This window comes from Pseudomonas sp. GW822-FHT02G04 (genome assembly GCF_058802085.1).
This window is the reverse complement of record NZ_JBXANU010000002.1, coordinates 70,509-94,612: the sequence shown is the minus strand read 5'-3', so window position 1 is coordinate 94,612 and position 24,104 is coordinate 70,509. Positions and strand designations below refer to the sequence as shown.

Sequence of the window (24,104 nt, the reverse complement as noted above, 5' to 3'; positions counted from 1 at the left end):
GCGGTCTGAACCTATGATGGCTCGATTTGAATGGCGCACGTCGCTGTGCGCTCCGGACTTTCCAACAGCCGCTTATGAGGGGTTGCGCTGGCGCATGACGGACCACACGCCGTTCAACACCCTCGCCTGGCTGCGCGCATCGGAACAGGCACTGGTGGCCGGGGAGCGTTTGCACGTTCTGCTCGGCTGGCACGGCGATGAATTGGCCTTGTGCCTGCCGTTGGTGGTGTCCGTGGAGCGCTTTGGCGGGCTACCGTTTCGAGTCCTGCATCACCTCGGTTATCCCCTCACCGATCGCTTGGCCCTGCTCAGTTGCCTCGATGCCGAGAGCATGCGCAAGGCGCTGGTGATCATCCGCCGTCGCGTGCCCCATGCGATGCTGCAACTCAATGAATTGTCCGAACCCATCGGCGAGGAAAGTGCGCTGACCACCTGGATGGCCCACAGCTCGACCGGCGAACGCCGCCTCAGTTGTCGGGTGCCGGTGCACCTGATCAGCGACGCCGACCACCAGGAGGTATCCGGCGACCCGCGCTACAAACTGCGCCGGGCGCGTAAACGCATCGCGGCCTGCGGTGCCGAGGTCCGGCGGATAATCCCCGACGCCGCCACTATCAGGCCACTGTTGCGGACCCTCGGCAAAGTCGAAGCGCTGAGCTGGAAAGGCCTTCAAGGCGTGGGAATTTTCACCAATGACCGCTACCGGCAATGGATCGAGCAAGCCTTCACCGCCCTTGCCGAACTGGGACTGGTGCGGGTGGTGGTGCTGGAACTGGACGGACGCTGCATCAGCTACCGCATCGGCTTGCTGGAACAGGACCGGTTGTACGATTACAACCTGGCGTTCTTGCCGCAATACGCCGGCCTGGGCAGCGGGCGCGTGCTGCTCGAAGAGTGGATCCGCTGGGGGCTGGACGACAACTGGCACTGGATCGATGCCTCGCGGATCAGCCTGGAAAACTCCAGTCATCAACTCCTGGAGCGCATGACCGGACAACTGGAGCACTGGCGCTGGAGTTTCTACTCCTGGCGCCCCAGCGGCCTCACCCTGGGGCTGGCGCTGCGACTCTGGCACCGAATCAAACCCTGGTTAAAAAAATGGCAGGCCAGGCGTGCAGCGGCGCTGGTTGCTCCTACGCTTACACCTATGCAGGTTCCCGTCGCGAAAGACGCTGCACCCACCGAACAAGGAAGAGAGGGCAGCCATGCCTCGCCAAGTCATAGTCAACGCTGACGATTTCGGCCTCAGCCCGAGCGAAAACGCGGTGATACTGGGGGCCTTCCACGCCGGGGTCATCAGCTCCGCGACCGCCATGGCCAACATGCCGGCCTTCGAAGCGGCCTGCGTCCTGGCCAGGCAGCCATTGCTCAAGGGGCGGATCGGGCTGCACTTCAACCTCACGTATGGCCGGCCGTTGAGCCTGTCGATTCTCACACGTTCGACGTTTTGCGACAGCCAGGGTGAGTTCGACCTCAGCCTGCCCCGCCACAGCCTCTGGCTCAACCGCCTGGATCGCGACGCGGTGCTGGAGGAACTCGAAGCCCAATGGCAACGCTGCCTGGACAACGGCCTGCACCCCAGCCACCTCGATTCCCATCAGCACGTGCACAACATCTGGCCCATCGGTGAAATCGTCGCGCGGTTTGCCGCCCGTCAAGGGGTGCCCGTGCGACTGGCGCGCGATCTAGGCAGTAATTTGAGTGTGCCCAAACGAGTGTTCAAAACGTTGCTCAACCATCGCTTGAACAGCCTGTCCGGGGCGACCGCCCAGAACGTCTGCACCCCGGTCGACCTACGCACCGTGGCGATGCCAATCGACGGCCTGCTGGAAATCGTCGTCCATCCGATCCATATCGGCGCCGATTTTGGCGATGCCTATCTGGACCCGGGCGAGTCGCTGAGCCTTGTGCTGGATCAGCGTCTTGCGGGTGTTCCAAGGGTGTCCTATGCCGTTGTGCCGAAGGCGTCCAAAGAGGAGCCGCAATACTCTACCGAACTGCACCCGTTGAAATCCTGATTTTTCGCCATCGAAAACGTTACCCACCACACCCTGGCTCCAGCCTCGGAGGACTTCATGAGCGTCATCGACAAACTTAGCGAACGCATCAAACAAAAAGGCCTGCTCTACACACTCCAGACGCTCTGGAAGCGTTATGTGTACTTCCATCGGGAGCTGCTGTGGCTGGGGCGCGATCTGGTGACCCCGGTGGCGCCGCAAAATCTGCGGCCCTATTCGGGCCTGCGCCTGGTGAACATCACCCCGGAAAACGCCACGGCGTTCACCAAGTATTACGGCAACCGCGTCAAAGCCATGGCCGAAATCGCCGCCGAGGGTCACACCGGGCACATGTACGTGAACGAGGAAGGTGATGCCATCGGATTCATCTGGGGCAGCGCCAGGGACTACTTCGACCGGCACTATTACGGCTGCTGGTTCCGGATCAACCCCGGTGAGTTTTTCGAGTTCGGCGGTGAAATGATCCCGCTCTACTTTGGCACCAGCCTGTCGATGGACGCCCAGTTCAAGCTCTGGGACGCGATGCGGGCCAAAGGCTGCAACAAGATCGTCGACGTCTGCGACACCCGCAACATCCAGGCGATGAAAATGCACATCCGCATGGACTACCAGGAGCAAGGGCGCATCACCCACGTCTACGACCTGTTCGGCCGCTGGCGCTTCTTCCGCGAAACCTACTACACCGGCTCACGGCTGACGGCACTGCGCAAACCGGAACAGCAGCCGGTGACGGCGGCGCAGGCGTGATTGGCTTCCACATCGATCTCAATCAGCCACTTTTTTACGGCCGACTCGCTCCCACATTGAACTGCGCTGAACCTGTGGGAGCGTGGCTTGCCCGCGATGGCGTCAGTTGCCTACACAGTTCAGGGAAAAATACACCCATCACAAAAGAACCAACTGACTCCTCATGCCTGCGCTAACAGATACATTCGCACAGGAATGAGGAGCCAGAAGCATGAATCAAAAACTAACAAACTTCGACATGGCGGCACTGCTCGACAGTGACGAAGCCATCAGCGAATACCTCTCTCAGGTATTGGCGGACGGCGACAACGAAGAATTTCTTCGTGCTATCGGCTACGTGGTAAAGGCTCGCGGCATGACACAAATTGCCAAAGATTCCGGAATGGGGCGCGAAAGCCTGTACAAGGCCTTCGCACCCGGGGCGAAACCACGTTTTGATACGGTTCTAAAGGTCATTCATGCCTTGGGCATTGATCTCTGCGCGCAACCAGGACACGCGGCAAATCACTCAACGCTCTGAGAATATCCCTGGCACTACGTTGCTCGCTTCACCGCCACCAACGTGTAACACAACGGCAACTGCGCTTTTTGCTGCTGATACTTGTCGTAGAGTTCTTCGCGATTGGAATGCGGGTACTCCTTGAAGTGGCTGATCTGCAACCCCGCCTCGACGGCACCGGTGAAGATCGCGCCCAGGGTGTGGACGAACCAGTAGGACGCCGAGGCCTGCTGCTCGACTTTGCCTTCGTAGACGATCGGTTGGTCCTGGACGAAAGGCTCACTGCGAAAATACGAGCTGTCCGGACGATAGGGGTCGGCTGACTCGGGGTCGAACATTTCCAGGAACGGGTGGGTTTCGTAAGTCACCAGGCTGCCGCCGGGCTTGAGGGTTTGCGCGACATGGCGCAAAAACTCGCCGATGTCCGGCATCCAGTTCAATACGCCGATGGTGATCAGCGCCACGTCGAAGCGCTGGTGAAGCTCAGTCGGCAGGTGATGGATGTCAGCCTCGATGAACTCGGGCTGATGAGGCGAACGGGATGCCAGCTCCCGGGCCTGATCGAGAAAGGCCCCGGACTGGTCGACGCCCACCACGCTGCGGGCACCCAGTGCAAACAGCGAAAGGCTTTCCCGGCCATTGTTGCAGCCCAGTTGCACCACATCCTTGCCGTCGACACCGACCTGTTGGAGCAACCCGGTGAGGGTGTCATCCAGGCAGGAAAAATCGCTATGGCCCACGGCACTCAAACGGGCCCGCCATTCGGGGGTGTCTTTGTGGTGTTGGGCGGAGTCATTCCATGCATCGCGATTGCTGGCGATGGCTTTTTCTTTTGTCGGCATTTCCATTGCGCGCTCCAGAACACGGGTCTTCGATTGACCGGCACGAGTCTAGATCAGCGTCAGGAAAAACCACATCAGGGGTTTGTTGCAATCTTGTAATCAACGATGACATGAGCCCTCTTATTGTTGATTCAGCCGCTCACGCAAGAACTCGATCAGCGCCTGCACCGGCCGCGAGGCCTGACGGTGCTGCGGGTAGACCGCCGACAAGGTCAGCGGCTCGGGGCGGAAATCATCCAGCACCGGCACCAGCCGGCCGTCCTCCAGGGCCGAACCGACGATGAAGCTCGGCAAGTACGTGATGCCCATGCCGGCGATGGCCGCGTCCTTGAGCAGTTCACCGTTGTTGACCCGCATCCGCCCGGTGACGTTGACGGTCAGCGGTTTGCCCCGCCCTTCGAACCGCCATTGCACCTGGCGACCGTGGCCGTAGGGCAGGCAATCGTGGGTGTGCAAATCCTCGGGTTTGAGCGGCGTGCCACGCTCGGCCAGATACGCCGGGCTGGCGCAGTACACCCGCTCGATGACGGCGATGCGGCGGGCGATCAGGGTCGAGTCTTCCAGCACGCCGATGCGCAATGCCAAATCGTACCCCTCGCCGAGCAAGTCCACCGGCCGATCGCTCAGATCAACCTCCACGGTGACATCGCGATAACGCTGCAAAAACACCGGCAGCAAACAGCCCAAATGCGCCACGGCAAACGACAACGGCGCACTCAGACGAATGGTGCCGCGAGGCTCGATGGTCTGGCCGGCGATGCCCTGCTCCACATGCTCGACTTCACTGAGCAGGCGCAGGGCCGATTCGTAATAGCTCTGCCCCAGTGGGGTGACGTCCAGCCGCCGGGTGGAGCGATTGAGCAGGCGCACGCCAAGGCGCTCTTCGAGTTGCATCAGGCGGCGGCTGACGAACTGCTTGGACAGGCCCAACTGATCGGCCGCCGCGGTGAAGCTGCCGGAGTCCATGACCTGGCAAAAAATACGCATGTCTTCGAACGGGTTCATTGTCACTCTCTGGTTGACAGTTAATCGCTTTATAGCCGCTTTTTCACTTTCCGGCATCTCATTAATCTGTGCTCACGGTGTTGCTGAGGCCTGAACCCCAGCGCCACAGCAGCCCGATCCCAAGGCATAAAAACTCAAACGATTTAAAAAGGATTTGCACATGAACATCAAGAAAACCCTCGCCGCTTCCGTTCTCGCCCTGTCCATCGGCAACGCATTCGCCGCCGGCAGCCCCGGTGTCGAACACAACACCCAGGCCTTCCTCGATGCCCTCGCCGTCGGCGGTGGCAAACCGCTGGAACAACTGAGCCCGAAAGACGCCCGCGCCGTGCTGACCGACGCCCAGGCTTCGGTGAAGGTTGATCTGTCGGGCGTTGAAGTCAGCGATAAGGCGATCAAGGTCGACGGCCAGACCATCAACCTGAAAGTGGTGCGTCCGGCGAAGGTCAAGGGTGAGTTGCCAGTGTTCATGTTTTTCCACGGTGGCGGCTGGGTATTGGGCGACTTCCCGACTCACCAGCGCCTGATCCGTGACCTGGTAGTGGGCTCCGGCGCAGTCGCGGTATACGTCGACTACACGCCGTCGCCGGAAGCGCACTACCCGACCGCCATCAACCAGGCCTACACCGCGACGAAATGGGTGGCCGAGAATGGCAAAGAGATCGGTGTCGATGGCAAGCGACTGGCGGTGGCCGGCAACAGCGTCGGCGGCAACATGGCGGCGGTCGTGGCGCTGATGGCCAAGGAGCAGAACACCCCTGCCCTGCGCTTCCAGCTGTTGATGTGGCCGGTGACCAACGCACAGTTCGACGACGGCTCGTACCAGCAATTCGCCGAGGGGCACTTCCTCACCAAAGGGATGATGCAGTGGTTCTGGGACAACTACACCACCAACCCGGCCGAGCGTGCGCAGATTCATGCCTCGCCGCTCAACGCCAGCGCCGAACAACTCAAGGGCCTGCCTGCCGCACTGGTGCAGACCGCCGAATTCGACGTGCTGCGTGACGAAGGCGAAGGCTACGCCCGCCACCTCGATGCGGCCGGTGTGCCGGTGACCTCGGTGCGCTACAACGGGATGATTCATGACTTTGGCCTGCTCAACCCGCTGAATCAGATTCCGGAAGTCAAAGCGGCGGTACGTCAGGCCGCAGCCGAACTCAAGACGCATTTGAACTAAGTCCAACCTCTCGCCACACCCCAGGGTGTGGCGAGTTTTTTTGTGCCCGTTGGAGTGCAATCCATGAGCCTTTTCTCTGCCCACCTGTTGTCTTGGAGCGCCCTGCTGCTGGTGCTCGACGCTCTGCTCTGGCACCTCGTCCCGTTCAAGCATCGCGCGCCGCGGGTCGGCGTGCGTCTGGTGTTGTTTCTGGCGTTCAGTGCGCTGGTCATCAACGCCGGCGTCAGCCCGTTGCAGGCGCCGCTGTTTGCCGATGACCCGGTGGCGCAGCTCGGTGCGACGGCGCTGGGGATTATCTGGTGGCTGTATGCCGCACGGGTGCTCACCGAGGTGTTCGGTCTGGTGCTGATGCGCCGCATAGGTCACAGCGGCCGTTTGTTGCAGGACGTTATCGGTGCGCTGGTGTTTCTGGCCTCCATCGTCGCGGCTGCCGGTTATGTGCTGGATCTGCCGGTCAAAGGCCTGCTCGCGACGTCCGGCGTGTTCGCCATCGTGGTCGGTCTGGCGCTGCAGAGCACGTTGGCCGACGTGTTCTCCGGCATTGTGCTGAATACCACCAAACCCTATCAGGTGGACGACTTTGTGGTTATCGATGGCGTCGAGGGTAAAGTGCTGGACATCAACTGGCGCGCCACGCACCTGTTGAGCAGCGCCGGTACGATGGCCGTGGTGCCAAACTCGGTGGCGGCCAAGGCCAAGATCGTCAACCTCAGCCGCCCGAACAACCTGCACGGGGTGTCGATCAGCATCAAGGTGGCGAACCACATCCGCCCACACCGGGTGCTCGACGCCCTCGAGCGCACGCTGCAAGGCAGCAGCAACCTGTTGCTGAACCCGGCACCCAAAGCGGTGTTGAAAGAGGCTGGCGAAGAGATGTCCGAATACGTGGCCAGCGGTTTCATCGCCGAGCTGGGCAAGAAAAGCGACGTGCGTAATCAACTGTTCGACCTCGCCCATCGCCATCTGGAAGCGGCCGGCATCTCGCGACACCCCGACGGCGTGATCGAACCCTCGACCCGCGCCCGCGCGCTGCTCGATGAAGTGAAGATTTTCCGCTCGCTGAGCCATGAGGAACGTGACCGCCTCGCCGAATCGATGGTCGCGCAACAATACGCCGCAGGCCAGGTGGTGCTGGATCTGGATGAAGTGCCGGACAGCCTGTTCGTGATCGCCACCGGCGTCGTCAGCGCCAGCGTGCCGGACGGCGATGGTTTCACCGAGGCCGGTCGCATGGGGCCGAGCGAAGTCATGGGCGAACAGAGCATCCTGGCCGATACGCCGTCGCAGGCGACGTTTACCGCGCTGACGTCCTCGATCATCTACCGTCTCGACAAGAACCTGACCCGCCAGTGCATGGAGCAACGTAGCGAAGTGGGCCGGGCGTTGAACAAGTTGCAGGCGGTGCGGCAGCAGAACAGTCGGCTGGCGTTGATGGCCAAACCGGCACCGATCAGGAAAGGTGGTTTTTTGGGATGGTTGCAAAAACGCTAAAAGCAAAAGATCGCAGCCTGCGGCAACCCCTACAGGAGGAACGCATTCCAATTGTAGGCGCTGCCGCAGGCTGCGATCTTTTGATCTTCTTACTTGGCAGTGAACTTGGTGTAGCTGTTGATCAGGTTGCGGTAGTTCGGCAAACGCTGGGACAACAGGTTGGCCAGGCCTTCCATGTCGTTGCGCCAGTCGCCTTGCAGCTCGCAGGCCACGGCGAACCAGTTCAGCAGGTGTGCACCCGCCGCCGACATCCGCGCCCACGCTGCTTGCTGCACGGTGGTGTTGAAGGTGCCGGAAGAATCGGTTACCACGAACACTTCAAAACCTTCGGCAATGGCCGACAGGGTCGGGAACGCCACGCACACATCGGTCACCACACCCGCGATGATCAGTTGCTTGCGGCCGGTAGCCTTGATTGCCTTGACGAAGTCTTCGTTGTCCCAGGCGTTGATCTGGCCTGGACGCTGAATGAACGGCGCGTCCGGGAATTGCTCGCGCAGTTCAGGCACGATCGGGCCGTTCGGGCCCGCGTCGAAACTGGTGGTGAGGATGGTCGGCAGGTTGAAGAACTTGGCGATGTCGCCCAGGGCCAGCACGTTGTTCTTGAATTCGTTGGGCGAGAAATCCTGCACCAGAGAGATCAGGCCGGTCTGGTGATCGACCAGCAGCACAACGGCGTCATCTTTGTTCAGACGTTTGTAAGGAACGTTGCTCATGTGAAACTCCTCGGATGGTGGTGAGGTGAGGCGTCGACCACGATGGCCGACGCTGTGTTGCAAGACTCAGAACGCGAAGCAGGAACAGCCGAAGGCGCCCCAGAAACCGGCGAAGTCACTCACCGGCACGTTCGACATACGGGCCTTCTCATGGCTGTGGGTATGCACGGCGCACGGGCCGCTGCACTGGTGCACCTGCGCCTGCATCGGCGCGTTCGGCCGCCAGTGTCCCGGAACCTTCGCCACCGGCGACCAGTCCGGCAGCACCGGCAGGCTGACAGGCCCGAGTTTTTCGAAGTCGCCGGCGGCGTACACCACCTTGCCGCCGACCACGGTCAATACCGACTCGATCCACTTGATCGCTTCTTCCTCGACGCTGAAGAAGTCAGCGCTCAACGCCGCCAGATCCGCCAATTGTCCGACCTTGATCTGGCCCTTCTTGCCCTGCTCGGACGAAAACCAGGCACTGCCATGAGTGAACAGTTCCAGCGCGGTCTGCCGTGGCAAGCCTTCCTCGTAAAGCGCCAGACCACCGACGGTGCGCCCGCTGACCATCCAGTACAGCGAGGTCCATGGATTGTAGCTGGACACTCGCGTGGCATCGGTGCCGGCGCCGACCGGTACACCCTCGGCCAGCATGCGCTTGATCGGCGGCGTAGATTCGGCGGCCTGCTTGCCGTAGCGGTCGACAAAATATTCACCCTGGAACGCCATGCGATCCTGGATCGCAATACCACCGCCCAGCGCCCTCACCCGCTCGATGTTTTGTGGGGTGATGGTTTCGGCGTGATCGAAGAACCAAGGCAGGCCGTTGAACGGAATATCGCGGTTGACCTTCTCGAACACGTCGAGCATGCGGCTGATCGATTCGTTGTAAGTAGCGTGCAAACGGAACGGCCAGCGCTGCTCCACCAGATGGCGGACCACCGGTTCCAGCTCCTGCTCCATGGTCTGCGGCAGGTCCGGACGCGGTTCGAGGAAGTCTTCGAAATCCGCCGCCGAGAACACCAGCATCTCGCCGGCGCCGTTGTGCCGCAGGAAGTCGTCGCCCTGATGCAACTTGACGCTGCCAGTCCAGTTCTGGAAATCGGTCAGCTCTTCCTTCGGCTTCTGGGTGAACAGGTTGTAGGCGATGCGGATGGTCAGTTGCTCGTCTTTGGCCAACTGCTCGATCACCTGGTAATCGTCTGGGTAGTTCTGGAAACCACCGCCGGCATCGATCGCGCTGGTCAGACCGAGGCGGTTGAGCTCACGCATGAACTGGCGGGTCGAGTTGACCTGATATTCCAGCGGCAGCTTCGGCCCCTTGGCCAGGGTCGAGTACAGAATCATCGCATTGGGCCGCGCGACCAGCATGCCGGTCGGGTTGCCGTTGGCATCACGCACGATTTCGCCACCCGGCGGGTTCGGCGTGTCGCGGGTGTAACCGGCAACCCGCAATGCAGCGCGGTTGAGCAAGGCGCGGTCGTACAAATGCAGCACGAACACCGGGGTGTCTGGCGCCGCCTGGTTGAGCTCTTCCAGGGTCGGCATGCGCTTCTCGGCAAACTGGAATTCGTTCCAGCCACCGACCACCCGTACCCATTGCGGCGTCGGTGTGCGGTCGGCTTGCTCCTTGAGCATGCGCAAGGCATCAGCCAGGGACGGCACGCCTTCCCAGCGCAGTTCGAGGTTGTAGTTCAAACCGCCACGGATCAGGTGCAGGTGCGAGTCGTTGAGGCCGGGGATGACGCAACGGCCCTTGAGATCGATGGCCTGGGTGCCCGAGCCGCGCAGGGCCATGGCTTCGGCGTCGGTGCCGACCGCGACGAAGCGGCCGCCCTTGATTGCCACGGCGCTGGCGAGGGGTTTTTTGCGGTCTACGGTATGAAATTGGCCATTGAACAGAATCAGATCGGCGTTCATCGCAGTTCCTTCGTCATCAGTGAAATGAAGCAAAAAAGCGCCCGCTCAGCGCGGCGAATTTGCGTTGGATTAGAGGTGTTCCCGTGGCTGACTGGCCGCAAGCCACGGCGCAAACAAGCGAGTCGCAGCCGGCATGCACACGTACACCACCGACACCACGATGGTCAGGGTGATCAGGAACGTGGCGACCAAGTAGTTGGAGAGAAAAGCGTTGAGTTTGAGCAGCGGCCCCCAGAGCAGCGGCACCAGCAAGGTGTGCGGCAGAATCACCAGCAACGACACCACGGCCTGCTTCCAGCGCGGCGGTGGCGAGGCGGCGTCGGCCAGCGGCGCGAACCAGAATTCGTTGACCGGGTTGACCTCGGTCTGGTCGCCGTCGGCCAGCATCGGCACGGCTTCATCGATCAACGCCTGACGTTGCGGCGAATCGAGCCAGCGCTGCATGGCCTCGGTGGAGCAAAAGCGCAGCACGCAGGTGAACATGTCCAGGCCAGCGTTCTTGCCGCGGATCACGTCCACGCCCAGATGTCCTTCGGTGCGCCCCGCTACGCTGACGATGTTGCGCAGCCAGGCTTCATAGGCCGCTTCGTAACCGGCCTTGACCCGGTGCTTGACGATCAGCGTCACGATCTCATCGGACCCCGGCGCTTTTTGAGTTTGGGCTTCAGACATAACGGAGCACTCCGGGCAAACGAATATTGAGCGCCAGCCGACCCGGCCCGGCGATACACACAGAGGTGAAGATGATCAACAACAGCCAGCCGAACTGCCCTTCGGCCACACTCCATTGCGGGTGCACGACCAGCAGCGCCACCAGCAGCACAAACAGAATAGGCAAGCACGCCAGCCGCGCCAGAACACCGGCGACAATCAGCAGCGGGCACAGCACTTCGGCGAAAATCGCCAGGCTCAGGGTGAGGTGGGCACCGAGGTGGAACGGGTCTTCGATCAGTTGCAGTTGCGCACTGAAGTCCAGCAGCTTGGGCAAGCCGTGAACCCACAGCAGAAACAGACCACCGCTGACCCGCAGAAACAGCAGCCCGACATCCCGCGCCTGTTCATCCCGTTGCGAAGCGTTCATGGCTCACCCCTGTTCAATCACTGGATTGAATAGTGCCGCCAAGGGGTAGGGAAAAATTGAATGTACGTGCTCTCTTTGTACGGCTGGAATGCAGTACACAGACAACGCAACCCCTGTGGCGAGGGAGCTTGCTCCCGCTGGGCTGCGAAGCGGCCCCAAAACCATTCAACCCAATTGCATCAGGTAGACCGCGTGTACAGGGTTTACGACTGCTGCGCAGCCGAGCGGGAGCAAGCTCCCTCGCCACAGGGATCAGCGTTTGACCTCAGGTTACAGGGCCGGGTCGGCCTTCAGCTCCAGACTATCCAGCGCCCGATTCACTGCCAGCTCACCGAACATGATGAGTTGCGCGACACCCAGTATCGTATTGCGCTGCGGCCCCTGCAGAAACCCGGCACAGTCACTGGCAATCACCTTGGCCGAGGCAAAGGACTCGCAGGCATTGGCCAGCAACTCTTCGATGTCGATGTCCGGGGCGACGGTGTAAATCGTGCTCGGTTTGCGTGGGGGCTTGGGGGCGGACGGTTTGAGGTAGTGATCGAGGGCGCGCTCGGCGGCTTCGTTGAGTTTTTTGGGATCGAGGGGGTCGTAGGGGGAAACGTCGTCGGTTTGTGGCGGGTTCGGTGTTGGTTTGAACATGGTGAAACTCCTTGATCATTGGAGCCGTCGCCCATCGCTGCTAAACGAAAAAGGTGGCGGCTGTACGCGGGTTAGCAGACCAGGGATCAAGGAACCCGGCGCACCGAAGTGCCCCACGCAAAGCCGCCATAACGAAGAGCAACTGACTAAAACGGTGTCGGTTGATCAGAGGCGGCACTGACGTGCCTTGATATTCACCGAGCTGCTAAACCCGATCGCTGATTCGTCAGCGACCTGGAAACGATAGAGATCTGGTTCAAGGCACACAAGCCGGCGGATTCTGGCGCAGTCGTAGGCAACGGCGCAAGGATCTGTAGCTTTCAGGAAGTAACGCTAAACGCCATTAAACACTCCACGTCGAATACCAAAAATCTCTAACCCTTTCTCTGGTCAACGAGTGTCCTTGACAGTGTATTCCTGCTCATTGAAATCCGTCCTGGCCGCCGAACCAGGCACCTGATCCGTGCATACCGAGAACACTATAGACAATATGCTCCCGGGCATGAGCGCCAGCAGATAGCCAGATTGGATGATCGTGCTGTAACTACCAGACGTAACCCATGCTCGATGAACCGCGTTGCGCGTGTCTGTCCATAGAGTGAGGTTATGCTCGGCGCCGCTGGTATTGCGGCCCCTCAACATCAACGATACTCGTTGTCCGGTTGCGATATGTGGCCAGTTGCCAAACTGCAGGGTCGCTCCGGCAATGACATCCTTCAGATCAAGCTCGGTTGTACCCTTCGCTTCGGCAATCACCGGGGAAATGAGCGAGTCCTTCGGGATAGGCAGAACATTGAACGGCCAGGGCAATGATGTGACTGGAGCCGATGAACCACGCGTATAGGTGAACGAGATATCCGCCACCTTACCGATGCTGAAAGGCACCAATGAAGTGCGCAACGATATTTCCATGGGCATGGCGCCCACCGGGACAAGGGTTGTGGTGAGCGAACCCGCTGCCGGTGTGCCTGGCTCGGCAGTACAGGTCACACTGACCAGGTCGTCAGACTGACTCGCATAATTCAAGACAGCGGTAAAATGTGTGATTGCGTCAACCGGGTTCAAATTGGCGTTATCTGGCGCTTCCTTGATCGTCACTTCCCGGCTTACCTTAACGTTGATCGTCCATGAGTTGGATACCCCACTGCCATTCAAGGGCCGGGCGGTGAATACGTGCGGGCCATCAGTCAACGCAGAGACCGTAAGCTCCCAGATGCCGGAAACTACCGGGATCGTGCGTATGGGGGTTGGCCCGTCAAGTATCTCCAGTTGTTCGTCTGCCCTCGCGCTGCCGCTGATCGTCACCTGGGTGGCGTTGGTGGTCCCGCCATTGGTTATGTCATTGCCGGCAGAGTCTTTCACCGCCAGGATCATCGGATCCGGCGGTATCGGTCCGCCCGTTTTGACGGTGTACTGTTTCGCTGGAAACTTCACTGCTGAACTTTTGCTCAGGCTTTTATCCAGTGCCACCCTGAGTTCCACTGTCAGTGTGCTGCCATCCATGAGCAGGTTTAGCGGGGTGGTTGAAAAGATTTGCGAAAAGAAGTCGTGGGTGACAAACGACTGGTCGACAGGGGGGTGGGGGGCAATCACGTACTCGACATTGAAAACGCCGCCATCGGCCAATGTTCCAATCAGGCTTACCCAGAAGTACTGACCGACGGCGATCAGCGGCCAACCCTCTATGAACAGGGTGAACGCCGAGATAGAGCTCACGTCCAGCTCGTTGCCATGGCCATTGCCCAATGCTTCCTTGATGATCGGCTGGGGCAATGCGTTCTGCGCAAGAGGCAGCACGTTCAACATCAGCGGCAGCGAACTCACGGCGGGAGCGTTGCCGACCATCAGGTCAAAGATCACCGTCACCGTTTGGCCCAGGTTAAAGGCGACCACCGAATTGGGCAGCGACACGTCTTTAGTACCGGTTGCACCGGCATCGACATAAGCGGTGACAACTGAAGCCTCTGGCGAAGTGCCCGGCGCACCTATCCAGCGCACACGGACCCTGGCGCCCGTTATTACGGGAAAGGAGAGACGAGTCGTGAGGGTGTATCGGGCCGCCAGCGGGTCCAGATGGGGGTTACCTTTGGCTTCCACGATAGAGGGAGCCAACAGTCGCGTTTGGGCATCGTTATTGATGGTGTAGTGACGCGGCGCAAACTTCAGTGCTGCATTCTTGTTCAGTTCTTTATCCAGCGCGGCCCTGAAATCCAGTGTCAACGTGCTGCCATGCTTGAGTCTCTTGAGCGGCAACGCCGAAAACGTCTCGGCATAAAAACCGGACTGCAGAAATGCCTGGGTGACCACGCTGTTGGGCGCTATCCAGTATTCAATGTAAAAAGCGCTGCCGTCGTCGTTGATGCCACTCAGGCTCATCCAGAAATACTGCCCGTCCGTTATCAGCGGCCAGCCATTGATGCGTAGGGTGAAATGGGTCAAGAACGCCACGTCCAACACGCTGCCGATGCCATTGTTGGCCGCTTGGGTGATCAGCGGGATGGGCAGAGCGCTCTGCGCAAGCGGCACAATGGTGACCGTCAGCGGCAAGGAGGTCGTGATCGGTGTGGTGCCGTTCATGACGACATAAGTCACCGTCACCACGCTATTCAAGCTATAGGCCACTATCCAGTTGGGCAGCGGAACTTTCCATGGCGCAGTGCCGCCGACCGGAAAGAAGACGGTCGTGAATGAGGCCTCGCTCGGCGCTCCCGGCGCAGCCTTCCAGATCACTTGCAAGCTCTCCCCAGGCTGCATGGGGTAGTTGATGACAACCGTCAGGTTATTACGGACCAACGCTGGGTCAAGTGGCGGGTTACCCGGGTTTTGCTCGAGTTCAGGGGCTGGCGGAGAGTTGATGAGCGCTGCGGCAACTGGGCTATTCATCATTCGCTCCCTGTGCATGATTGAGGTCGCCCCATGGGCACTGACTCATCACACACCGGTTGGCGACATCGCGCTACTATCAGAAATTACAGGTCAGGAAAAAAACGGATGAACGGTAAGAGCAAAAGCGCTTGCTCGCAGCACGTGTTCTGCCTGTTTACACCGCCGCAATATCCAGCGGCGCCGACATGAACTGACTGATCCGCGATCTCAACCAGCGCTCCGCTGGATCGTTGTCATGCACCCCGCTCCAGGCCATCGACAGCTGCGCCGCGTCGATGGGAAACGGTGGATCTTCCGCGCGCAACCCACACCCCTCCACCAACGCACACGCGGCGTAATCCGGCACGGTGGCGATCATCTCGGTGCCAGCGAGCAACGCGCGCAGACCACTGAATTGCGGTACGCCGAGCACCACGCGGCGGGTACGGCCGACCTTGGCCAGGTCGAGGTCGATGTTGCCGCTCAGGTCACCGGAGAACGACACCATTGCATGGGGCCGCGCACAATACTCGTCCAGTGTCAGCGGCCCTGGGCGGTCATCGCCGCGCAGGACTTTGCAGGGGATGTCCCGCAGCTTCTTGCGTTTGGCATTGGCCGGCAGATCCGTGGTGTAACTCACCCCCACCGAGATTTCCCCCGACGCCAGCAACGCCGGCATCAACAGATAGTTGGCGCGGCGCACCACGACCACGATCCCCGGTGCCTCTTCCTGCAATTGTCGCAGCAACGGCGGAAACAGCCCGAACTCGGCGTCGTCCGACAGCCCGATGCGAAACACATCGCAGCTGCTGGCCGGGTCGAATTCCTTGGCCCGGCTGACCGCCCCCGAGATGGTGTCCATCGCCGGTTGCAGCTCCTTGAGAATCGCCAGCGCCCGCGCCGTCGGCTCCATGCCGCGACCGTTGCGCAGCAACAACGGATCGTCGAACAAATCACGTAACCGGCCCAGCGCGGCGCTCACCGCCGGTTGGCCCATGAACAGTTTTTCGGCGACTCGGGTCAGGTTCTTTTCGAACATCAGGGCTTCGAAAATCACCAGCAGGTTCATGTCGACGCGGCGCAGATCGTTACGGTTCATGGGCACGGTTCCCCTTTGTGTTCAGTCAGGCGCAAGTGTGTCGGACTTTACTAAAAAAAAGCGGCCCTGCCCAAGCCGCTACACGTCGTCAATCTTGCATGACCGTGCATCAGCACGAATTGCAGCGATGTGCTCAGTGACGCATTTTCACCCTTAAGCCTGACTGTGGAATTAACAACGTTTAACTCGCAAGCCAAAGCCCCCGCGACCAAGAATGAAGCCTTCTGCGCAGAGCTCTTTTTTTAGAGTTTTTAGAAAAAGAAACGTGCTGACCCACCGTGCAGTGCAACCGCGCGCCCATCGACACGGACATTGGCCATGGCTCTCATTCAGCAAAACGCGATCAAGGCGTGTGCCATTGAAACGCAAAAAAAACCCACGGGCGGCCTTAGCCCCTGGCGTGAAACCCTGGTCAAGCAACTGATCCTCGACCACCTCGACGACACCCTGGAAGTGACCGAACTGGCACGGGCCTGTGCCCTGTCGCGCAGTCATTTTTCCCGTGCGTTCAAGTGCAGCACCGGTGTTTCACCGCAGGACTGGATCCGACAGCAACGCATCGCCCGGGCCAAACAGTTGATCCAGAACACGGACATGACCCTGACGCAAATCAGCCTGGAATGTGGCTTCTGCGACCAGGCACATTTCTCTCATATTTTTACCCGCAGCGAAGGCATCACACCGTTTGCCTGGCGTTGCCGGGCCGTGCGTGTTCTTCCCTCTCTCAAGATCAAAAGATCGCAGCCTTCGGCAGCTCCTACAGGTGTTCACATATCCCTGTAGGCGCCGGCGCAGCCTGCGATCTTTTGATTTTGATCAGCCCTTGATGAACGCCAGCAGGTCTTCGTTGAGTTGATCCTTGTGGGTATCGGTCAGGCCGTGTGGGGCTCCCGGGTAGACCTTCAATGTGGAGCCCTTGACCAGTTTTGCCGAGGCGATGCCCGCGGCTTCGATCGGCACCACCTGATCGTCGTCGCCATGCACCACGAGAGTCGGCACGTCGAACTTCTTCAGGTCTTCGGTGAAGTCGGTTTCAGAGAACGCCTTGATGCAGTCGTACGCGTTCTTGTGGCCGGAAGCCATGCCCTGCAGCCAGAACCAGTCGATCATGCCTTGCGAGGGTTTGGCGCCCGGCCGGTTGAAGCCGAAGAACGGACCGCTGGCCAGATCCTTGTACAGTTGCGAACGGTCGACCAACGATGCCTGACGAATACCGTCGAACACTTCCAATGGCAGACCACCCGGGTTGGCCTCGGTCTTGAGCATCAGCGGCGGCACCGCAGAAATCAGCCCGGCCTTGGCCACACGACCGGTGCCGTGGCGGCCGATATAGCGTGCCACTTCTCCACCGCCGGTGGAGAAGCCGAACAGCACCGCGTTTTGCAGATTCAGGTGCTCGATCAACTGCGCCAGGTCATCAGCGTAGGTGTCCATTTCGTTGCCGAACCATGGCTGGCTCGAACGACCGTGACCGCGGCGGTCATGGGCGATGACCCGGTAGCCTTTGGAGGCCAGGAAGATCATCTGCGACTCCCAACTGTCGGCGTTCAACGGCCAGCCGTGGCTGAAGACGATCGGCTGACCGGTGCCCCAGTCCTTGTAGTAAATCTCGGTGCCGTCTCGGGTGGTGAAGGTGCTCATTATGATTCTCCTGATGCATGGGGTTTACGACGGTTAATAAGAGGTATGAGCCATTCGTTCGGCCAGGCGCGCCACCCGCTCGCCCAAATGTGCGGCGGTACGGCGGTCTTCCAGGGGAGGTGCACATTCGGGGGATTGTTCGACGTTCGATTGGGCCATCGCCCCCAGCGAACTGCCGAGTCGGTTCAACTGCCCGTCGAACACGCCGAGGCTGCTGCGCGCGGGCAGCAGATCGAGGCCGACCCAGATCATCGAGTGCTGGGCGGCGAACACCGCCATCTGCAGCAAGGTGTTGAGCTTGTCGCCGCACAGGCAACCGGAGTTGGTAAACCCGGCAGCGAGTTTGTCGCGCCAGGGCTGGGCCAGGTAGAACGACGCGGTGGCCTCCATGAAGCCCTTGAACGCCGCCGAAGCACTGCCCATGTAGGTAGGGGCGCCGAAGATGATTGCATCGGCACGGTGCAAGCGCTCCCAGTGGTCGTCCACTTCCTCCACCGGAATCAGCCGACAGGTGCTGCCCAGGTGCCGCTCCACCCCCAGCCCCACGGCTTCGGCCATGACCCGGGTGTGCCCGTAACTACTGTGATAGACCACCACCACGTTGCTCATTCCGGCTCCTCCAGAAGTGTTCGTCCTTTTTGCGGCACGCTTGTTGTTGCTTAAAAGGCCGATACCTTCGGCTAATTGAATAAATGGATTTTTGAGCGTAGACCGGACACAACACGAGTTAAACGTTGTTAATTTTCAACTGCGCACCTGACGCTGCGTTGCGTTGCCGAAAAAACTTGAGGAACATGCCCGAATAGCGCGTGATGACAGATGCAAGCAGGAGTGACCCGTTGACCCTTTCCCCCGAACAGGCCATCCATTTCGGCCCCTACCGGATCTACCCCGGACAACGCCTGGTGATGGAGGCCGACCAGCCCCTGCGCCTGGGCCGGCGGGCCATGGACATTCTGTTGATCCTGCTGGAGAACGCAGGCCAGGTGGTGAGCAAGCAGCACCTGATTGCCCGGGTCTGGCCGAAAAGCGTGGTGGAAGACATCAACCTGCGCGTGCACATGGCGGCACTGCGCAAAGCCCTCGGTGACGGTCAGGCCGGCCAGCGCTACATCATCACCGTCGCCCAGCGCGGCTACAGTTTTGTTGCGCCGTTTTCCCTGGAATCCATCGAACAACGCCCCCAAAACGACATCAGTGAACCAGGCGGCCATAACCTGCCGGTCCGCCGCACCCGCATGATCGGCCGTCAGGCCCTGGTCGACAGCCTGTTGGCGCAACTCTCGCAGCAGCGTTTCATCACCCTCGTGGGCCCCGGCGGGATCGGCAAGACGACCGTGGCGCTGCGTGTCGCCGAGCAACTGATCGGTCGCTATCGAGACGGCATTCGCCTGGTGGACCTGGCACCGATCAACTGCCCTTTGATGATCGGCGCGCACTTGGCAACAGTGCTGGGCTTGTCGTTGCATGACGCCGACCCCATAAACGGGCTCGCCACATGCTTGCGCGAACGGCAGATGCTGCTGGTCATCGACAACTGCGAACACCTGATCGATGCCATTGCGTTGCTCAGCGAAAGCATCCTGCGCGCGGCGCCCCAGGTGCACATTCTGGCCACCAGCCGCGAAAGCCTGCGGGCCGAAGGCGAATGCGTGCAGCGCCTGGAATCGCTGGACTGCCCGCCGCCCATCGCCGTGCTCGACCGCGCTCAGGCCCTGACGTTTTCGGCGCTGCAATTGTTTGTCGAGCGGGCGATGGCCAGCCACGACAGCTTCGAACTGAGCGAAGCCGACCTGCCGCTGGCGATTGAAATCTGCCGTCGCCTGGACGGCATACCGCTGGCGATCGAACTGGCGGCGGCGCAAGTCGGCAACCTGGGTTTGAGTGGCTTGCTGTCGCAACTGCAAGACAGTTTTCGTCTGCTTGCCCAAGGCTGTCAGACGACCTTGGCCCGCCATCAGACCCTGCGTGCCACACTGGACTGGAGCTTCGAACTGCTCAATGCCTGCGAGCAAACCTGCCTGCGCCGATTGGGGATATTCCGGGGCGGTTTTACCCTGGAATCGGCGGCCGCCGTGATTGTCGGCCAGTACGTTGAGCCCGACGTGGTGTTTGGCTCGATTACCCAATTGGTGGCCAAGTCATTGCTGAACGTGGAAGTCGGCGACGAAGAAGTGTTCTACCGTCTGCTCGACACCACACGTGGCTATGCACTGGAAAAACTCGACCAGGCCCAAGAGCTGGCGGACACCCGAGAGCGCCACGCCGAATGCTGTCTGGCCTTGATGCAGCAGGCACAGAGCGATTGGGAACACACCCAGAGCGAGCGCTGGACCGAACGTTACGCCCGCAACCTGGAAGACATTCGTGCAGCGCTCGATTGGGCCTTGAATACTCAAGGTTCACATGCGTTGGCCATCCGCCTTGCCGCGACCTCAACACCGCTCTGGCAGGAACTGTCGCTGCTCAAGGAGCACGGTGTGTATGTGCGCAAGGCCTTGGTGTTGCTCAAGGCGACAGACCGTCCCTGCCCGCGTTTGAAAATGACCCTGAAGCTCGCCCTCGGCAGCTCCTGCTACCACACCCAGGGCGGTACCGCCGAAACCATCGAAGCGTTCGTCAGCGCCAAACGACTGGCCGAAGACTGTAACGATATGGCCGGTCAGCTCAGGGCAATCTCGGGACACATGGCGGTTAACCTCAGTTGTGGCCAGTACCAAATGGCCCTGGAGCAGAGCCGGCAATTTGACCGTTTGGGACTGCACGGCGATGCGGTGTTATCCCTGAGCACTCACCGCTTGCGGGTCCTGGCCCTGCATTTTGCCGGGGATCAGGCACTGGCGCGGGAGAATGCCGAGCAGGTCATTCAACGCTTGGCCCAGAGCGGCCACCTCAACCGCTTCACCCATGGTTTTGGCGTGCAGTACGACCAGAGCGTGGCGGCCCTGACGATTCTGGCGCGCATTCTCTGGTTGCAAGGGCTCCCGGAAAAAGCCTGGCACACCGCGCGACAGGCGCTCGACATCGCGATGGAGATCAATCATGGCACGTCCATCTGCTACACCCTGGCACTGTCCGGTTGCCTGATCGCCCACTACAACGGCGACACTCCGGTCGCCCGCGAACTCCTGGCCTTGCTGCTTGAGCAGTCGAAGAAACACTCGGTGTTGCTGTTCTACACATGGGCCAAACATTACGCGCAGGTGATCGACGGTGCCGATGCACTTTCGTCGCCGCGACCGAACACCGGGTTGATCAAGGAAATAATGGTCACTCTGGACAGCCGTTTCATCGATGACGCGTCGCTGGAGCGGGCCAAAAACGGCGCGGCGGGCTGGAGCACGGCGGAGATTCTGCGGGCCCGGGCCGACGCGTTACTGGCAGAGGATTGCCCAAGCAGCGGCGACGCTGCCGAGGCAGTGCTGCTCAAGGCTTTAGCCGTGGCAAAAACCCAGGGAGCGCTGGCCTGGGAACTGCGCAGCGCCACATCACTGGCCCAGTTGTGGCAGCGTCAGGGTCACTTCCGCCAAGCCCATGAGCTGCTGGCGCCGATTTACCAGCGCTTCACCGAAGGTTTCGCCACACCGGACCTGATAAAAGTCCGGCGGTTACTCGACGAGTTGCAGCGCGACCTGCCCGCCTGATGTCCAGTGGGCCCGACTTATGTAGCGCTCATAACGCAGTTCGAAGGCATGCAAGTAACCGCTGTGTTCGAGCTTCTCCAGAGCGTAGGTGCGCGTGGTATTGAGGAAACGGTAGCGGGTCACGCCGTTGCCCTGCTCCACCGACAGCAGCGATTTATTCGCCAGACTCTCCACCACGTTGACCAGGCTTGCGGGCAGCAACATCGCGCCACTGATCACGCCAATCGCCGCGTCCAGCGTAAACGCCATCTTGAACACCGCCAGCCGCTGCAACACGATCTGCTCCAACGGACTCAACCGTTCATAGCTCCAGTCCAGCGCCGCTTTGAGATTCTGATGCCGTGGCACGGCGGTACGTCGACCTTGGCTCAACAGCTGAAAACAGTTGCCGAGTTGCGCTTGCAACCCCACCAATGCCAGCGCATCGATTTGCGCCGCCGCCAGCTCAATGGCCAGCGGCAAGCCATCCAGCCGCCGACAGATTTCGCGCACAGCCTTGAGATCCTGTTGGCGCAAGGCAAACCCTTGCTGACGGGTTCGGGCGCGGCTGACCAACAGCTGCACCGCTGAATAACCCATGTCCTCGGCCACGCTATAAATCGCCGAGGCGGGTGGCACCGTCAGGGGTGACAACCGCAGCAGCGTTTCTCCTGCCGCTCGCAGCGGTTCGCGACTGGTGGCGAGGATCGACAACCGAGGCGCCGAGGCCAGCAAATCGTCCACCACTGTCCGACAACGCTCGAGCACGTGTTCGCAATTGTCGAGCACCAGCAAGGCATGCCGTTGCCTCAACGCCTTTGCGCCGACGTCCAGTTCCAGAGTGCGCGACAGATGATCGACAAGCTGCGACGGGTCATCGATGGCTGCCAGATCAACCATCCAGACACCGTCCCGATAGTGCTGCAACAGCAACTCGGCCACGCGCAACGCCACGGTGGTCTTGCCAATGCCGGCGGGGCCGACCAGGGTCATGAAGCGTCGAACCGGCAACTGCCGGACCACGCTGCCGACGATCGAGTCGCGACCGGTCACTGGCGTGAGCCGCGCAGGCAAGTTGTGTTGAGGCTTGTGCACGGCTTCGACCAGCACCGGCGTGCCCGTCCGGTCGTGCTGCACCGGGGCGATGAAGCTATAACCGCGTTGGGGAATATTAACGATGTAGGGTTGCCCGTTCGGCCCATCGCCGAGCGCTCGGCGCAGAGCGGCAATATGTACGCGCAGGTTGATTTCCTCGACCACCGAGGTCGGCCAGACGTGGGCAATCAGCGCCTCTTTGCTGACCACCGCACCGGCGTGCTCGACCAGCACCTGCAAAATTTCCAGGGCCCGCCCGCCCATGCGCAGCGGCCGATCACCGTCCAGGATCAACCGCTGGTGCAGGTGGAACGCGTAGGGCCCGAACCGCAGCACCGTGTCGCTGTTTATGTTTCTGAGGCTGTTCATGCACGTTCATGCGCTGAAAACCTGGCTCGGCTCAAGGAACTTCAAGCTCCATCGCACCCGCCCATCCAGGCTCCCGCACCTCCAAAAAAAGAGTTCACGGGTATCTTGGCAGGCATGGATGACGGCACAACGGCCACGGGAGGAGCATCACGGCCATCGCGGTGCGCACGACGGACAACAGGGCTCTAACTGAACTGCTCACGGTACTGGGTGGGGGTCAGGCCGAGCTTTTCACTAAACAGAAAGCGCATATGGCGCACGCTGCCGAAGCCACTTTTATAGGCCACGGTCTTGAGTGGCAGTTCGCTGGTTTCCAGTAGATTCCTGGCGTGATCGATGCGCGCGCTTTGCAGAAACTCCATCGGCGTCATGTTCACTTCCCGAGCGAAAATCCTGGCGAAGTGCCGCGCACTCATGTTCACCAGACTGGCCATGCGTTCGATGCTGAACGCTTCGTCGAGGTGTTCGAGCACATGGTTCTGCACCCGGGTGATCGACGTTTCCTGGGGGGACACTGCCATCACCAGCGGACTGAACTGCGCCTGCCCGCCCTGGCGCTTCATCACCACCAACAACACTTTGGCGACGTCCAGGGCGACTTTCTTGCCGTGGTCCTGGGCAACCACCGCCAGCGCCAGGTCGATGCCAGCGGTGACACCGCCGGAAGTGATGAGATTGCGGTCCTGCACGAAAATCTGATCGGTCTCGACGATGGCCTTGGGGAAGCCTTTGATCAGTCGTTCGGTGTAATGCCAGTGAGTGGTCACGCGAAAGCCGTCCAGCAACCCGGCATGCCCGAGCACGAACGCGCCGGTGCAGATCGACCCGTATCGGTTCGCACGGCTGATGGCACCCTGAAGCCAGTTGAGCAGCGGCGGATGCTTTTCGTTGTAGGCCCCCGGCCCGCCCGGAACCAGCAACACATCGTAGTGCCCGTTCGCCTGATCGATGTGCAGATCGGCCTGGACGCTGACGCCATTGGAGGCCCGCAATGCGCCCTGCTCGGTGCCGATGGTCAACAGCTCGTATCGGTCCGCCGGTTGCAGATAACGATTGGCGATGGAAAACACTTCCATGGGACCGGCCATGTCGAGCAGGAGAAAGTCTGGGAACAACACCATTGCCACGGTTTTCATGGGTTCAAAGTCACTAATAGATAACTGTTCAATACCACTGCGCCGCCCACAGGTCTGGCGCCCGGCATTATGGCCACATGTAACAACAAGCATACATGAACCCGTCCACATAACTGTCAACCTGCAAGAGACAGTATTTCAATTTTCATCTACTTA

The 24,104-nt window shown here is 60.4% G+C and carries 21 protein-coding genes; 8 read left to right on the top strand and 13 right to left on the bottom strand.

The features are described from left to right. Window positions 1–13: 13 nt before the first annotated feature. The 4 genes from AC1RO5_RS02875 (at window position 14) to AC1RO5_RS02860 (ending at window position 3,285) form a co-directional block, all read left to right on the top strand. On the top strand, window positions 14–1,234 hold the full coding sequence (locus tag AC1RO5_RS02875; RefSeq protein ID WP_493172564.1) for a GNAT family N-acetyltransferase: 1,221 nt from the start codon (window positions 14–16) through the stop codon (window positions 1,232–1,234). Next, a complete protein-coding gene (locus AC1RO5_RS02870; protein ID WP_493172562.1) occupies window positions 1,206–2,018 on the top strand; it encodes a ChbG/HpnK family deacetylase in 813 nt (270 codons plus the stop codon). The genes AC1RO5_RS02875 and AC1RO5_RS02870 overlap by 29 nt, the downstream gene beginning before the upstream one ends. A gap of 57 nt (window positions 2,019–2,075) precedes the next feature. Next, window positions 2,076–2,765, top strand: a complete 690-nt coding sequence (locus tag AC1RO5_RS02865; protein WP_493172561.1) for an N-acetyltransferase — start codon at window positions 2,076–2,078, stop codon at window positions 2,763–2,765. A 211-nt stretch (window positions 2,766–2,976) separates the two neighbouring features. Further along, window positions 2,977–3,285, top strand: a complete 309-nt coding sequence (locus tag AC1RO5_RS02860; protein ID WP_007937045.1) for an addiction module antidote protein — start codon at window positions 2,977–2,979, stop codon at window positions 3,283–3,285. Between the two features lie 14 nt (window positions 3,286–3,299). Here AC1RO5_RS02860 and AC1RO5_RS02855 read toward each other — a convergent pair whose 3' ends face one another. Further along, window positions 3,300–4,112 (bottom strand): class I SAM-dependent methyltransferase, encoded by an 813-nt coding sequence (locus AC1RO5_RS02855; protein WP_493172559.1) that lies wholly within the window; start codon window positions 4,110–4,112, stop codon window positions 3,300–3,302. A 114-nt stretch (window positions 4,113–4,226) separates the two neighbouring features. Beyond that, window positions 4,227–5,111, bottom strand: a complete 885-nt coding sequence (locus AC1RO5_RS02850) for a LysR family transcriptional regulator (protein ID WP_493172557.1) — start codon at window positions 5,109–5,111, stop codon at window positions 4,227–4,229. Between the two features lie 160 nt (window positions 5,112–5,271). On the opposite strand from AC1RO5_RS02850, the gene AC1RO5_RS02845 reads away from it, so the two are divergent. Continuing rightward, complete coding sequence (locus AC1RO5_RS02845) at window positions 5,272–6,288, top strand: alpha/beta hydrolase (RefSeq protein WP_493172555.1); 1,017 nt, start codon at window positions 5,272–5,274, stop codon at window positions 6,286–6,288. A gap of 63 nt (window positions 6,289–6,351) precedes the next feature. Further along, window positions 6,352–7,779, top strand: a complete 1,428-nt coding sequence (locus tag AC1RO5_RS02840) for a mechanosensitive ion channel domain-containing protein (RefSeq protein ID WP_493172553.1) — start codon at window positions 6,352–6,354, stop codon at window positions 7,777–7,779. 89 nt (window positions 7,780–7,868) lie between these two features. Here AC1RO5_RS02840 and ycaC read toward each other — a convergent pair whose 3' ends face one another. From ycaC to AC1RO5_RS02805, 7 genes are all read right to left on the bottom strand, one after another. Further along, window positions 7,869–8,495 carry an isochorismate family cysteine hydrolase YcaC gene (gene ycaC, locus AC1RO5_RS02835; protein WP_028941293.1) on the bottom strand — a complete coding sequence of 209 codons (627 nt, stop codon included), beginning with the start codon at window positions 8,493–8,495 and terminating at the stop codon, window positions 7,869–7,871. Window positions 8,496–8,561: 66 nt separating this feature from the next. Then, a complete protein-coding gene (locus AC1RO5_RS02830; RefSeq protein WP_493172550.1) occupies window positions 8,562–10,400 on the bottom strand; it encodes an amidohydrolase in 1,839 nt (612 codons plus the stop codon). Between the two features lie 69 nt (window positions 10,401–10,469). Continuing rightward, complete coding sequence (locus tag AC1RO5_RS02825; protein ID WP_493172548.1) at window positions 10,470–11,072, bottom strand: antibiotic biosynthesis monooxygenase; 603 nt, start codon at window positions 11,070–11,072, stop codon at window positions 10,470–10,472. After that, complete coding sequence (locus AC1RO5_RS02820; RefSeq protein WP_493172546.1) at window positions 11,065–11,481, bottom strand: DoxX family protein; 417 nt, start codon at window positions 11,479–11,481, stop codon at window positions 11,065–11,067. The genes AC1RO5_RS02825 and AC1RO5_RS02820 overlap by 8 nt, the downstream gene beginning before the upstream one ends. A gap of 270 nt (window positions 11,482–11,751) precedes the next feature. Further along, window positions 11,752–12,120, bottom strand: a complete 369-nt coding sequence (locus AC1RO5_RS02815; RefSeq protein ID WP_493172544.1) for a DUF6124 family protein — start codon at window positions 12,118–12,120, stop codon at window positions 11,752–11,754. Window positions 12,121–12,510: 390 nt separating this feature from the next. Continuing rightward, window positions 12,511–15,003 carry a hypothetical protein gene (locus AC1RO5_RS02810; RefSeq protein ID WP_493172541.1) on the bottom strand — a complete coding sequence of 831 codons (2,493 nt, stop codon included), beginning with the start codon at window positions 15,001–15,003 and terminating at the stop codon, window positions 12,511–12,513. Window positions 15,004–15,160: 157 nt separating this feature from the next. Continuing rightward, window positions 15,161–16,084, bottom strand: coding sequence for a LysR family transcriptional regulator (locus AC1RO5_RS02805; protein WP_493172539.1), 924 nt, complete (start codon window positions 16,082–16,084; stop codon window positions 15,161–15,163). 318 nt (window positions 16,085–16,402) lie between these two features. On the opposite strand from AC1RO5_RS02805, the gene AC1RO5_RS02800 reads away from it, so the two are divergent. Continuing rightward, window positions 16,403–16,867, top strand: coding sequence for a helix-turn-helix domain-containing protein (locus AC1RO5_RS02800; protein ID WP_493172537.1), 465 nt, complete (start codon window positions 16,403–16,405; stop codon window positions 16,865–16,867). 33 nt (window positions 16,868–16,900) lie between these two features. Here AC1RO5_RS02800 and AC1RO5_RS02795 read toward each other — a convergent pair whose 3' ends face one another. Together AC1RO5_RS02795 and AC1RO5_RS02790 are read right to left on the bottom strand one after the other, a co-directional pair. Further along, entirely contained in the window at window positions 16,901–17,725 is an 825-nt protein-coding gene (locus tag AC1RO5_RS02795; RefSeq protein WP_493172535.1) for an alpha/beta fold hydrolase, read from the bottom strand. 33 nt (window positions 17,726–17,758) lie between these two features. After that, window positions 17,759–18,334: a flavodoxin family protein gene (locus AC1RO5_RS02790; protein ID WP_493172533.1), complete on the bottom strand. Its 576-nt coding sequence runs from the start codon at window positions 18,332–18,334 to the stop codon at window positions 17,759–17,761. Window positions 18,335–18,564: 230 nt separating this feature from the next. On the opposite strand from AC1RO5_RS02790, the gene AC1RO5_RS02785 reads away from it, so the two are divergent. Beyond that, window positions 18,565–21,369: an ATP-binding protein gene (locus tag AC1RO5_RS02785; protein WP_493172528.1), complete on the top strand. Its 2,805-nt coding sequence runs from the start codon at window positions 18,565–18,567 to the stop codon at window positions 21,367–21,369. On the opposite strand, the gene AC1RO5_RS02780 is transcribed toward AC1RO5_RS02785, so the two are convergent. Continuing rightward, a complete protein-coding gene (locus tag AC1RO5_RS02780; protein WP_493172526.1) occupies window positions 21,334–22,812 on the bottom strand; it encodes an ATP-binding protein in 1,479 nt (492 codons plus the stop codon). The two genes, AC1RO5_RS02785 and AC1RO5_RS02780, sit on opposite strands and share 36 nt — an antisense overlap. Before the next feature lie 185 nt (window positions 22,813–22,997). Further along, on the bottom strand, window positions 22,998–23,948 hold the full coding sequence (locus AC1RO5_RS02775; protein WP_493172524.1) for a GlxA family transcriptional regulator: 951 nt from the start codon (window positions 23,946–23,948) through the stop codon (window positions 22,998–23,000). Window positions 23,949–24,104: the final 156 nt, after the last annotated feature.